The 12,616-nt window shown below is 59.8% G+C and carries 12 protein-coding genes; 9 read left to right on the top strand and 3 right to left on the bottom strand.

The genetic code is table 11. The features are described 5' to 3' along the window. Together VGY55_07125 and VGY55_07130 are read left to right on the top strand one after the other, a co-directional pair. Positions 1–1,681 (top strand): AAA family ATPase (locus tag VGY55_07125; protein ID HEV2969744.1); only part of this gene is annotated, 1,681 nt, incomplete at its 5' end. Positions 1,682–1,699: 18 nt separating this feature from the next. Beyond that, positions 1,700–2,638: a hypothetical protein gene (locus VGY55_07130; GenBank protein ID HEV2969745.1), complete on the top strand. Its 939-nt coding sequence runs from the start codon at positions 1,700–1,702 to the stop codon at positions 2,636–2,638. Between the two features lie 28 nt (positions 2,639–2,666). Here the strand turns inward: VGY55_07130 and VGY55_07135 are convergent, their stop codons facing one another. Then, positions 2,667–4,094: an MFS transporter gene (locus tag VGY55_07135; protein ID HEV2969746.1), complete on the bottom strand. Its 1,428-nt coding sequence runs from the start codon at positions 4,092–4,094 to the stop codon at positions 2,667–2,669. A gap of 256 nt (positions 4,095–4,350) precedes the next feature. Between VGY55_07135 and VGY55_07140 the strand changes: the two genes are divergently transcribed. Next, a complete protein-coding gene (locus VGY55_07140) occupies positions 4,351–5,094 on the top strand; it encodes a polyprenol monophosphomannose synthase (protein ID HEV2969747.1) in 744 nt (247 codons plus the stop codon). 124 nt (positions 5,095–5,218) lie between these two features. Beyond that, positions 5,219–6,574 carry a DUF6807 family protein gene (locus VGY55_07145; protein ID HEV2969748.1) on the top strand — a complete coding sequence of 452 codons (1,356 nt, stop codon included), beginning with the start codon at positions 5,219–5,221 and terminating at the stop codon, positions 6,572–6,574. 25 nt (positions 6,575–6,599) lie between these two features. On the opposite strand, the gene VGY55_07150 is transcribed toward VGY55_07145, so the two are convergent. After that, on the bottom strand, positions 6,600–7,211 hold the full coding sequence (locus VGY55_07150; protein HEV2969749.1) for a TlpA disulfide reductase family protein: 612 nt from the start codon (positions 7,209–7,211) through the stop codon (positions 6,600–6,602). 143 nt (positions 7,212–7,354) lie between these two features. Between VGY55_07150 and VGY55_07155 the strand changes: the two genes are divergently transcribed. Both VGY55_07155 and VGY55_07160 read left to right on the top strand, forming a co-directional pair. Next, positions 7,355–7,855: a TrmH family RNA methyltransferase gene (locus tag VGY55_07155; protein ID HEV2969750.1), complete on the top strand. Its 501-nt coding sequence runs from the start codon at positions 7,355–7,357 to the stop codon at positions 7,853–7,855. A 119-nt stretch (positions 7,856–7,974) separates the two neighbouring features. Then, positions 7,975–8,679, top strand: coding sequence for a hypothetical protein (locus tag VGY55_07160; GenBank protein HEV2969751.1), 705 nt, complete (start codon positions 7,975–7,977; stop codon positions 8,677–8,679). A gap of 1 nt (position 8,680) precedes the next feature. Here VGY55_07160 and VGY55_07165 read toward each other — a convergent pair whose 3' ends face one another. Further along, positions 8,681–9,316, bottom strand: a complete 636-nt coding sequence (locus VGY55_07165) for a hypothetical protein (protein HEV2969752.1) — start codon at positions 9,314–9,316, stop codon at positions 8,681–8,683. Between the two features lie 157 nt (positions 9,317–9,473). Here VGY55_07165 and VGY55_07170 point away from each other — a divergent pair, with 157 nt between their 5' ends. The 3 genes from VGY55_07170 to VGY55_07180 all read left to right on the top strand — a co-directional run bounded on the left by VGY55_07170 (position 9,474) and on the right by VGY55_07180 (position 12,593). Then, a complete protein-coding gene (locus VGY55_07170; protein HEV2969753.1) occupies positions 9,474–10,790 on the top strand; it encodes an adenylosuccinate synthase in 1,317 nt (438 codons plus the stop codon). Positions 10,791–10,905: 115 nt separating this feature from the next. After that, complete coding sequence (locus VGY55_07175; GenBank protein ID HEV2969754.1) at positions 10,906–11,682, top strand: isoprenyl transferase; 777 nt, start codon at positions 10,906–10,908, stop codon at positions 11,680–11,682. A 20-nt stretch (positions 11,683–11,702) separates the two neighbouring features. After that, positions 11,703–12,593: a CDP-archaeol synthase gene (locus tag VGY55_07180; protein HEV2969755.1), complete on the top strand. Its 891-nt coding sequence runs from the start codon at positions 11,703–11,705 to the stop codon at positions 12,591–12,593. Positions 12,594–12,616: the final 23 nt, after the last annotated feature.

Genomic DNA, 12,616 nt, shown 5'->3' on the forward strand with positions numbered 1-12,616 from the left:
TGCCGAAGCGGCGCGGAGCACCCTAGACCGCTGCATCGATCGGGGCGAAGGAATCGGATTGTTGATCGGGCCGGCTGGCACAGGCAAGACTCTGCTGTGCCAGGTGTTGGCCGAGCAATTTCGTTCTCGTATGGCCATCGCGCTGCTGTCGAGCGGCCGGATCTGCACGCGGCGAAGCCTTTTTCAGGCAATCCTGTTTGAGTTGGGACTGCGTTACCGCGGAATGGAAGAGGGCGAGCTGCGATTGGCGCTCGCCGATCATCTGACGAATATCGAGACGCACCAAGACGCGTTGCTGCTGTTACTGGACGAAGCGCACACGTTGCCGCTCCGCTTGCTGGAAGAGGTTCGGCTGCTGACGAATCTCGTCCGCAACGGCCATCCGCGCGTTCGTTTAGTGCTCTCGGGCGCGTCGGTAATGGAGGAAAGGATCGCGAGCCCGAAATTGGATTCGTTCAATCAGCGGATTGTCGCGCGTTGCTATCTTCAAGCATTAAATTATGACGAGACGCTGGCCTATATCCGCGGCGAAATCGCTAACGTCGGCGGAAACGCGGATCAAGTTTTCACGCTCGACGCTCTGCAATCCGTGCATCGGGCGACCGACGGAATTCCGCGGCTGGTGAATCAGGTCTGCGATCACGCTTTGATCTCGGCCTACGCCAACGGAGCGCGGCCAATCAGCCAAGCCGTGATCGAAGAGGCGTGGGCCGACTTGCAACAGTTGCCAACGCCGTGGAACGCAGCGGCGGGCGCCGCAGACCAACCGCGCGACATCATCGAATTCGGCGCATTGGAAGATGTAGTTCCACTAAAGCCGCCGAGGGAATCTGCCGCCGCGCCGCGGCTCCGCGCGGTAAGGGAAGAAGAACGAGTCGGGGATGACGGCGAGACGGATCTTTTCTATGGCGAACCGGTCGAACGGTTGGCGAAGATTGAAGCTAAATTGGAAGCGATCGAAGAAGACTATCAGCCTCCCGTGCCGGAGGTCCCACGAGTTGACGTTGTGTTTCCCGGCGCGTTCGACCCCTTTGCTGAGGCGTTTGTCGAAGAAGAAGTCGTGACCGATCGCTTCGCGACCCTCGAAACGAGCGTGCTCTCAAATCGGCCGCAAGTGCGGAGCCTTGAGGGCCGCGAGCTTTCCGCGCTTCTCGGAATGAATGAGACCGCGAGCGACCCGGAACATCTCTCCATCAACGAAGTCCTGAGCTTACCGGCTGCCGATGAGACCCAGGAGACGTCGCAATTACCCGAACTCGAAGCGCGTTCGGCATCTGCGGATGCTGAATCTCCACGAAACGACGAGTCGGAATCGGAGCAGCCGCTCAGCTTGCGCCCAGCCGAGGATCCGGTCCTGCCGGAGTTTCCCGAAGAATCCGGGACCGTCAGCATATTGATCGGCGGACAGACTGTCGAGTTGCCGCAATCGGAAATTCCGGGCGAGGCATTAACATTCTCCGGCCGTTTCCAGCAAACGGTGAATCTCGCCGATGCCACACGGGAGCCACTGCAAGCGGCGAGCGAGCCGACGACGCTATCGCCCGATCTTGCATCGGAAGACGAACAAGACTTGATCGTCGTCGAGGACGATCCACCGGAGCCAAATCCTCCAGCGCCAATGCCGCCGCAAGTTCGTCGGCAGGAATACCGGCAGCTATTCGCTCGCCTACGGCGCGGATAGCCCTTTGGAGAGTCGGCGATGAGCAAGCTGTTGGCGGCGTTGCAGCAGATTGATGCGAAACCGACCGCTTCGGAACAGTCCGGGTCGGCGCGGCCCAGTGATTTGGAACTGGTACCTCCCGACCGCACCACGCAACCGCAAGGTGACGGGACGGAGATCCCGAAATTGTCGCATCTCCAATCGGTTGCCGATTCGATCGAACCCCAGACGGGCGAAGGTGCATTGCGAACAGTCGCTGAGCTCAATCATCTCTTGGAAGAAGCTCTGGCGGCCCAACAGATCGATTTGGCGAACGAAGTCATCGAGCCGTTGGAACTCGACGCCCCCTGCGAATTGCCGCCCTCACCTCCTGACTTTCACGATCCTCTGGAAGGAATTGCCGTCGCACGCGAGTTCGTTGAGTTGGCGGACCAAATGTTCGCAGCCCTGAACACTCCTCTGCCTGCGGTCGCCATGATTGTAACCGCTGGGCGGGGCAACGCCGATAGCTTTTGGCTCTTGCCTTTGGCAATCGCGTGCGCGAAGAGTCACGTCGGCCGAGTTTTGGTCGTCGAGGCCGACAGTAATGCGCCGTGGTGGCCTGCCTATTTGGGGATTGAAGCGGAGTCGGGCATGGCCGAAGCGCTAAAGGACTTTGCAGCGTGGCGCGACAGCATTCGACGGACCGCTGTACCGCGGATCGATCTGCTTCCACGCGGCAAGGGTGTCTGGCCGACCGGCGCCGAGGCAAACGAGCAACTCCAATCGCTGTTGATCGGGGCGAAAACTGAGTACCAGTTGATCCTGATCGCCTCCGGCGATGCCGACCAACCGACAGCGGCAGCGCTGGCCCAATATTGCGACGGCACAGTTCTCGTCGTTGACATAGGTAGAACTGCTCGCGCGGCGGCCCACCGCGCCAAACGATCCCTGGAATCCGCAGGCGCTCGCGTCATCGGCGTGGTTGTGCGGAATTGATACGTCCATTCCCGCCCATAAATTCGCATCATGCGGACGATGTGGCCTCAACCGGCGCACCTTTAAGCACAACTGCCGGGTTCGGTGACTTCTCGCTCTCGGCGCGGCCCGCGTCCGCTGATCGGCCGGTCCCGGCGTAGAACACCGTCGAGACGATCAATAGCGCGGCGATGCAGACGAACATCATGGGGTAGCCCGGCAGGCCGATCATTCGGCCAAAGTGGACGATCCCGCCGATGAGCGGCGCGCCGCTAAGTGTCCCGAGATCGATCGTCGCCAACATGAGGGTCGTTCCCACGCCGCGATAGCGGGCGGGGAACGCGGCGCTGCCGCCAGCCACGACGGCCGGATAGAGAATCGCTTGTCCCGCTCCGGTGAATAGTGCGGGCAACAGAAGCTGCGATTCGGTTGCGACCGCCAGGTACGAAACCACCCCGACGACGAGCAGCGACATCCCGATTAGAATCGCGCCCCGAATCCCGAGCCGCTCGGTCAGCCGCCGAGTCGCGAGCCGTGCGGCGATGGCCGTTACCGCATAGACCGTGAAATAGGGCGCAAGCCGATTGATGCTCAATTCCGCCGCGAAAGTGCGAAGAAACGTGGCCGGCATTCCAAGCGCGATCCCGGTCACGACGCCAATCGCCAACAATACGCCAGGACGGTAGCGCCGCAGCAGCGGCGCGATCGGCACGTGGCGTCGAGGCGGCGGTCGTACTTCCCGCGACGTCGCAAACCACGCGGCGACAACCGAAGCGCTGCCGAGACCCGCCGCCACGAGAAACAGCAAGTCCAGTTCGGTCCGCGTGGCGAGGCCACCCGCGCCGCCGCTCGAAATCACATCGCCAATCAGCGGCCCGATCAACATGCCGACGAAGCTGGCCGTGCCGATCATGCCGACCGCCTCGGCCATTCGCGACACCGGCACCTGCTGAATTACAAACGTGAATACGGCCCCGAACACTCCTGCCACGCTCGTTCGATACAGCGCCTGGAGCACGAAGATTTCGATCCCGTTCGGCCGCGAAACGAGCAAATGCCCCAGCATGCTAACGACGAATAGGGCCGTCGAGCCGAGCCAAATCTGCCGAGGGCCATAGCGGTCGATCCCGACGCCTTGGGCCAACCGCATCGCCAGGCTGCCGATCATCCCGACGCCGACGACCGCTCCCAGTTCGAGTTCACCCCCGCCGAGAAACGTGATGAAATCGGCGTAGCGATACATCAGGCTGACGGCAACCATCAGCAACATCAGTGAGATATAGGCGAGCCAGAACGCGCGGCCGTAGGCGCCGGAAGTCGGAGCGCGGAAGGTAATCAGTAAGGAACGCCCTCTGTGGAGTTCCGCGGCGTCAACCGCCCGCGCCGCCGAGCTAGGCAACGCCGACGGCAGACTGCATCCGTCGGACTCGGCGGGGTCCGCGGCAGTCTCAGATTCATCCTCGGCGGGTCGAAACATGCGGGATGTCGGCGGAAAACGGGCAGTTACCGAAGTATACTCGCGATCGACGACGAGCGGTAGTTCGCTAAGATCGCCTGCCAAATTGAGCGAAGAACCGTCCCCTTGGCCCAGCGCGAATGGTTCGGCGCTCTAAAACGAGAGACGGCGATACGGCAATTGAGGTTCGTCCAATTCTCGAAAGCGTGTAGAATTTCCTCCGGCACGCCGCCAAAAGCGATTGCCCTCACCCAAGCAACGTCACAAGGAATTAAGGATGGATCGAGCCAACGCCGAAAAAACTCTGGTGATGACGGCGACCTATAACGAGATCGAGAATCTGCCGCGGCTGGTCGAGGAGGTTTTTCGGAATGCGCCGCGGGTCGATCTGCTGGTGATCGACGACAACTCGCCGGATGGCACTGGCCAATGGTGCGATCGACAGGCGGCCGCCAATCCACGACTACACTGCCTGCACCGCTCCGGAAAGCTCGGCCTCGGGACGGCGATCGTCGCCGGGATGCGATTTGCCATCGAGCACAACTACAAATATGTCCTCAACATGGATGCCGACTTCAGCCATCATCCACGCTACTTGCCCGCGATGATGGAAGGCATGGATCCACCCAGCGGCAAACCGATCGATGTGATGATCGGCTCCCGCTACGTTCCGGGGGGCGGCGCGCCGGGATGGCCGCTCAAACGGCAGCTTATGAGCCGTTGCATGAATCTTTATGCCCGCTGGCTGCTGTGGTTGAAGCCGCATGATTGCAGCGGTGGCTACCGCTGCTATCGGACGGCGACGCTGGCGAAGCTCGATCTCGAACGCATTCGCTCGCGCGGCTACTCGTTTCAGGAAGAGATTCTGTGGATGCTCCGCCGCATCGGGGCCCGCTTCGGCGAGACGCCAATCGTTTTCGCCGATCGCGAGAAAGGGCACTCGAAGATCAACTCCAAAGAGGCGGTCAACGCCTTGCGGATCATTTTTCGCCTCGGATTGCAGAACATGCTGCGGATTTAGCGGCCGCAGGCGCGCAATTCGACTCGCGCGTACTGGCAGCGCGGCCCAGTGCTGGCTATCTTAGATGGCAGCGGCTTCTGCCATCCGGGCTGTGATTCAGCTTCCCACCAATGGACCATCTGCCATGATACGCGCGCTTCGCTGCATTGTTGTCTTCCATGGAATCATGTGCCTTTTCCCGCTTTCCGCCGCTCGGGCCGCCAATCCGCTGGACTTCGATTTGGTGATCCACGCCGGTCAGCATGATCGGACAAATGTGCCGGTTTCCGTGCCAATCGAATTGCCGGCCGACATCCATTCGACGATCGCCGACATTGACGTCTCCGGTGGTGTGCCGATTCCAGGTGAACTGACCGAGCCGGGCATCTGTGTTTCGTCGTCGCCGGCGGCCGCCGGTTCACAGCGAAAGGAATTGCACTTTATCCTTCCCAAGCTAATGGCCGGGGCGACGCTTGAACTGCACGGCACAATTGAGCCGACAGCGCCAAATGTCAACCCCAGTTCGAAATTCAATTGGACCGACGTCGCCAATGAGCATTCTCTATTGAGCTACGGCAGCCGGCCGGTGCTCGACTACATGTGCCGGCCGCTCGACGAATCGTCGAAGGAAAAGCGCGAAGAGACATTCAAGCCGTTTCACCATCTCTACGATCCCGATGGCACGATTCTCGTAACGAAAGGCCCTGGCGGCTACTTCACACATCACCGTGGCTTGTTTTACGGATTCAACAAAATTACCTACGGCAATGGAAAGGAGGCCGACGTTTGGCATTGCACCAAAAACTGCTATCAGTCGCACGAAAAACTGCTCGACGAAGAGGCCGGCCCGGCGCTGGGCCGGCAACTCGCAGCCATCGACTGGCGTGGACAGGATCGCCAGCCGTTCGCCCATGAGCAGCGCGAGATGACCGTCTACAACGTGCCCGGAGGGACGATGATCGATTTCGCCTCGCGGCTGGAAACGACGGGGGAAAACGTGAGACTTGACGGCGACCCGCAACATTCGGGCTTCCACTTCCGCGCGGCCAACGAAATAGCGGAAAAGGGCAAAGTCCAAACGACGAGCGCCGGCAAGACCAGCGCCGAACGGGCGAATCCCGACACGATCTTCATCCGTGCCGACGGCACGGGTAAATCGGGAGAAGCGATCAATTGGGATCCTAAAGATAAATCTCACGATCCCCGCACGATCAATCAGCCTTGGAAGGGCATGAGTTTTATCCTCGGCGGCCAGCGCTACTCGGTGGCGATGCTCGATCTGCCAACCAATCCCAAAGAGGCTCGCTTTAGCGAGCGCGATTACGGCCGGTTCGGCTCTTATTTCCAGTACGATCTGACGAAAGACCACCCGCTGGAAGTGCGATATCGCGTCTGGCTGCAAAAGGGGCAAATGACCCCTGGGCAGATTGCCGCGCTCTCCGCCGACTTCGCCGAGCCAGTCGAGGCGACGGTGAAGCTGGCCGGAAATGATCGGAAATGAACGCGAATGCCGAAAAGGCGGACGCTTATTTTTCCGCGAGCAACTGTTTCACCAATTCCTCGACTCGCTCGTACTCCGGCCGTCCCTTGCTGCTGGCTCCGTCGGTGAACTTCTGCCGCAGTTTGCCGCTTTGATCGAACACGAACACCGCCGGAATCGAGGGGATTTCGAGCTGCTTGAGAATGGCCTCCGGTTCGACGCTTGCCAAGACGTTATCGAACAGCGCGTTCTGCTTCCGCAAAAACGCGAGCACCGCTGGGGTAACTTCCTCCGGCTTGCCCGCCCCGTCGTAGTCCAAGCTCAATGAAATGCATGCGATCCGCTCCGGGCCAATCCGGCGATAGAGCGATACGAGGTCGGGAAACTCTTTGACGCACGGGGGGCAAGCCGTGCTCCAGACATCGAGCACGACGACCTTGCCGCGCTTGTCGGCCACGAGTCGCTCGATTCCCAGATAGTCAAGAATCTTCAGCGACACGTCCGGTGCGTCGCCTGAGATCGTGGTTTTGCTGCCATCGCCCGAACTTGGCTGAGGTCCATTGGCGTCTCGATTCTGGCCGCACCCTGTCGTCACCAGCAATGCGCACGACGCTAACGCGACGAACCTTCGCGCGACGATTACAATTCCCGTGACCATTGAGGATCCTAATGTTGGGTATATTATATCGCCCCGGAGCCCAGACGCTCAGGGTCAAACGCGCCTCGATCGAAGCAGTCCCCCGGCGACGACTGTCTGTCTCAAATCACGCGTCTCACTCGTTCTGGATTATATTGGCCGGCATGACCGAATTCATCCACCAGCGCCACAAGCCGCCGACGCGTCTCGATCGGCGGCGCGAAATAGTTCTTGCATGCGCGCCGCTGCGGAGCAACGTCAATCTTTCGCACATCGTTCGCACGGCCGGCTGCGCGGGCGTCGAACGCCTGATCTGCTGCGGCCATGCGAAGATAATCGACAAGATCGCCCGCGACGGTGCCGACAGCGTGCGAATCGAAGTCCATCGCACGCTCCTCCCCGTGCTCCGCGAATTGAAGCAGTCTGGCTACCATCTGGTCGGATTGGAACAAACCACCGGCTCGAAAGACCTTCACTCGTACGCCTTCGCGCGCGAAACCGCCTTGATCGTCGGCAACGAACGGCTGGGGCTAACCAAAGAAGAACTTCGACTGGTCGATGACGTGGTTGAAATCCCCGTCTATGGCCTCCCTTACGCCTACAACGTCGCCACCGCCACCGCGATAGCCCTTTACGAGTATTGCCGCCAGTTTTCGGCAGGTTAGAAACCGCCGCGGCAATTCACGAGCAAGAATACGTATTGCAGAATCAGTGTTCCCGTGTACACTTAGGCTGAATCGCGATGACCGCAATCGCACGAAGTTCGATGAAAGGAATCGTGTCCATGGCCACCAAACGAAAACCCGGCAAATCGCGCCCTTTGTTCGCCGGGGAAGATGATGTTTCAGGTTCCAAATCACGCACGTATGAGCCGCTTCCGTCTGTGTGGTTTGGCGATGATGCGGAACTCCTTGAAAAAATGCTTTGCTTCTATCCAAAGACCACACCGCGCCGAATCTTGGATGCGACGATCAACGTAGGGCGTTTCTGGCAGGGAAGTCGTCGAGATGTCGTTGGTATGGATATCGACGGCAAGTTTGCGCCAGACATTCTCGCCGACAATTGCGATATGCCGTGTAAAGATGAGTCGTTTGACGTCGTCGTCTACGACCCGCCGCACGTCCCAAATCAGGGTAAAGACCGCTCGAAGGACTTCAATGACCGGTTCGGGCTGGTCCTCAAGTCGCCCGTCGAGAATGGCTACAACTTCACACATACATTTCGGCCGTTTCTGCGCGAGGCGTACCGTGTGCTGAGCAAGAATGGCATTCTTTTCTGCAAAATTGCCGATTACGTTCATGGCCATCGCTTTCAATGGGCGCATCTTGAGCTAGTCAATGCTGCGCTCGAGATCGGATTCACCCCCTGCGATTGCATCGTCAAGATTCGCAAGGGCCCGATCACCGATCCGCGATGGAAAAAGGCCCACCACGCCCGCCGCCAACATTGCTATTGGATCGTGTTGCGCAAATCAAAAAAGTGCGAATAGCTCAATCTCGAACTTCCTGCTGCCATTCCATTAGCATGATGCAGCGATCGACGCGGAGGTTCCGCACTTGGCATTTCCCGTCGGCACCGTCGAAGTGGACGTGGAAGAGTATTTCGTTCCTATTGTGTACATCGAACCCAAGGCTTTGACGGCCCTTTCGCCTCCCGACCGGCAGCGCCTCGCATTGACGAATCTTCTGCAAGAGTGAAATGGGAACGTCTACGAGCTGATAGTCGATATTCGTTTGCCCCCAAATTGCGCGGAGCATCAAGATTCCTTCGTACCGGCTCAGATGAGCCAGCGCGTGCTCTATCAGGGCATTCGAGATCCATTCTCCGGTCTCGGTGGTGCAAAGTTTGGTAATGCTGATCCGATCTCGTCGCGTAATTCGCCCGGTCTCTGTTTTCAGCGACAAGCGGGTTTGGCCAATTCGAATGTCGGCCTTCGGACTATTTGGATGCTCCAAGACGACTTGATCGCGCGGCCAACCCGAGTGAAGAAACGCCCGCTCGACGAGCGATTCAAAATAGATGCCCTGTGGCGGCAGTCGCGGATAGACCGTGTGGTGAGTGGCAATCCAGTGCCGCAGCTTTTCCAAAAAACTCGAATTGAAGATTTGCGTTTTCTTGCCGGGCATCCTTGCCATCCTCTTGGAGAATTGGGGAGCGGAAGGCTAGCCAGAATTGGTGCCCTGAACACGGCCGCTTAGCTGCCGCACTTGACCGGCGGCGAATTCCGGCCGTAGACTAGGGCGTTTGCAGTGGTATTGCGGCGGTTCGCAGTGAGGTAGCACTTTGCCGGGCACGTGCGTCATCGGTTTGCAGTGGGGAGACGAAGCCAAAGGGAAGCTCGTCGATCTGCTCACCGAGCATCATGACATCGTCGTGCGCTATCAAGGGGGCGCGAATGCCGGTCATACGGTCGTCGCGGCGGGGCAAACCTACAAGCTCTCGCTCATCCCCAGCGGAATTCTTACGCCAGGCGTCCTTTCGGTCATCACTGGCGGAGTAGTCATTCACCCGCAGAGCCTTCTCAGCGAGATTGACGGGTTGGTTGCCCGCGGCGTCGAAGTCGGCAAGAACCTGGTGATTAGCGACCGAGCGCATGTAATTTTTCCGTGGCACATCGCCGAAGACCGTGCGCTCGATTCGAGCCTGTCCGGCGGCGAGGCGATCGGCACTACCCAGCGCGGTATCGGCCCTTGCTATCAGGACAAGGTCGGCCGCTCATATGCCGTCCGTCTCGGCGACATGTATCGCGACAATTTCGCCGAGCGAATCAACCACATTGTCGCTGCGAAGAATCGGTCGCTTGCCGGGCTAAATGGCCATGCCGGCGACGCGATCTTCGATCCGCAAAAGGTTTATTCGGAGTATCGCGAGCATGCCGAGCGGCTGAAACCGTTTGTGGCCGATACGACGGCGTTGTTGCTGGACGCGGTCGAGAGCGGCAAACGGCTGCTTTTCGAGGGAGCGCAGGGTGCACTCTTGGACATCGATCACGGCACCTTTCCCTTCGTCACCAGCAGCAATAGTTCCGGGGTCGGCGTGTCGAGCGGCTCGGGTGTGCCGGCGCACTGGATCAAGAACGTGATCGGAGTGCTCAAGGCGTATTCGACGCGCGTCGGCGGCGGGCCTTTCCCCACCGAACAAGACAACGCCACCGGCCTGCATCTCCGCGAGCGCGGCAATGAATACGGCACGGTGACGCGCCGCCCGCGCCGCTGTGGCTGGTTCGACGCGGTGGCCGCTCGCTATACAGCGCGGCTGAGCGGAGTGGACTTCCTGGCGATCATGTTGCTCGACGTGCTGAGCGAGATGGAGGAGATCAAGATTTGCCACGCCTATGAGATCGACGGCCGCCGCGTGACGCAGTTTCCCAGCCACGTCGATGATTTGCGCCGCGCAAAGCCCGTGTATGAATCGCTACCCGGTTGGCTGGAGGAAATCCGCGGCGTCCGACGGATGAGCGATCTGCCGGAAAACGCCCGGGCCTATCTGGCCCGATTGAGCGAATTGGTCGGGCAACCGGTCGAAGTCGTGTCCGTGGGACCAGACCGCGAGCAGACGATCTTCGCGATGTCGGCCGGCGCGCTCGTCGGCTCGGGATAGTTGGCGGCAGGTTGTGCACTGCGCGTCGAGCCAACCGGTCGCGCCAATCATTGAGTCCGCGCCGAAATGTAAATCCGGGTTTTGCGGCATGCACAATAGGCCGTAGAATTGAGTTATGGCCGAGTCGATAGCCACTTCTGACGATCCCGGGCGACAAAAGACCGTCGCTGATCGGTCGCGGCAGGCCGTCATTCGGCCGCGGCATATTGCCATCATCATGGACGGCAATGGCCGCTGGGCCGAGCGGCAAGGCTTGCCGCGGATCGAGGGGCATCGCCGAGGTGTCGAAAGCGTTCGGCGAACGACCGAAGAATGCGCGCGGTCGGGAATCGAGCAGTTAACCCTCTATTGCTTATCGAGCGAAAACTGGAAGCGGCCGCAGCTCGAAGTCGATTTCCTGATGCACCTCCTAGAACAGTACATGATCGAAGAGCGGGCCACGATCATGGCCCAGGACATTTGCGTCCGCGTGATCGGCCGCCGCGAGGGAATCCCGCCCGCCACGCTCGCCGAAATGGACAAGACGATCGAAATGACCGCTGGCAATCGTGGCACTCGCCTTTGCCTGGCGATCAACTACGGTTCGCGAGCTGAATTGCTCGATGCAGTTCGCCGCGTCGTCGCCGACGTGCAGCGTGGCGTACTCGATCCTGCGCAGTTGACTGAATCGACCGTCGCGGAACGGCTTTACACGTCCGGAATGCCGGACCCCGATTTGTTAATCCGCACGGCAGGTGAAATGCGAATCAGCAACTTTCTGCTCTGGCAGGTCAGTTATACCGAGATTTGGGTGACGGACCTTTGCTGGCCCGAATTTCGCGAAGTGGATTTGCACAGGGCAATCGACTCGTTTGCTGCCCGCCAGCGACGTTTCGGTGGCCTGAATCCGTGACGCCGGGAGAATGGCAATCGATGCTCCGTTGGCGCTTGCTGCTCGGCATGGCACTGATTGCGATTCTCATCGGCCTTTGCTGGCTCGACGTGCATCAACTGCCAGGCCCGCCCGGAGGATGGCTTTTTCCGGTCGCTCTTTTGTTGAGCTTGGGCGCGAGCGACGAACTGCTTCGACTGGTCGGCCATCCGGATGAGAAACCGGTGGCTTGGATTATCTTAATCGGGAATTTGGCGATCGTCGCCAGCAGCGGCATTTCGGCGTTTTGGACGGACGCACCTTACATCGGCTCTCCGCTTGAACGGCTTGGCTGGCCGATGGCGGTCTTCATCGTCGCGGTTTTTGCAGCATTCGTCGGCGAAATGGCTCGGTACGAACGGCAGGGCAGGGTGATCGTGCGAATTGGCTTGGCGACCCTATGCTTTGTCTACGTTGGACTGCTGCTGAGCTTCGTGGTGCAGTTGCGACAGTTGGGCGACCATCGCGCTGGCATGGTGGCGCTCGTGTCGCTGATCGCCGTCGTGAAGATGGGCGACACAGGAGCGTATACCGTCGGACGGCTCTTCGGACGGCACAAGATGGCGCCGGTGCTCAGCCCGGGAAAGACGTGGGAGGGGGCCGTCGGGGCGGTGTTGTTCGCCGTGCTCGCCGCGTGGATCGTCTTCCGGCTACTGCCAGTTGACAGGAGCCCAGCCACGTCAGTCCTTGGCTGGGGATGGCTCATCTACGGCATCATAGTCGGAGTCGTCGGCATGATCGGAGATCTGGCCGAATCGCTCATCAAGCGCGATGCCGGCTGCAAGGATTCAAGCCCCTGGATGCCCGGATTCGGCGGAATCCTAGACGTGCTCGATTCGATCTTGTTCGCCGCCCCAGTCGCATGGATCCTTTGGGTTTGTCGCCTTGTTTAGATGGTTTGAGCGGCATTTGGCGC

The organism is Pirellulales bacterium, from assembly GCA_035939775.1.
GTDB lineage: Bacteria > Planctomycetota > Planctomycetia > Pirellulales > DATAWG01 > DASZFO01.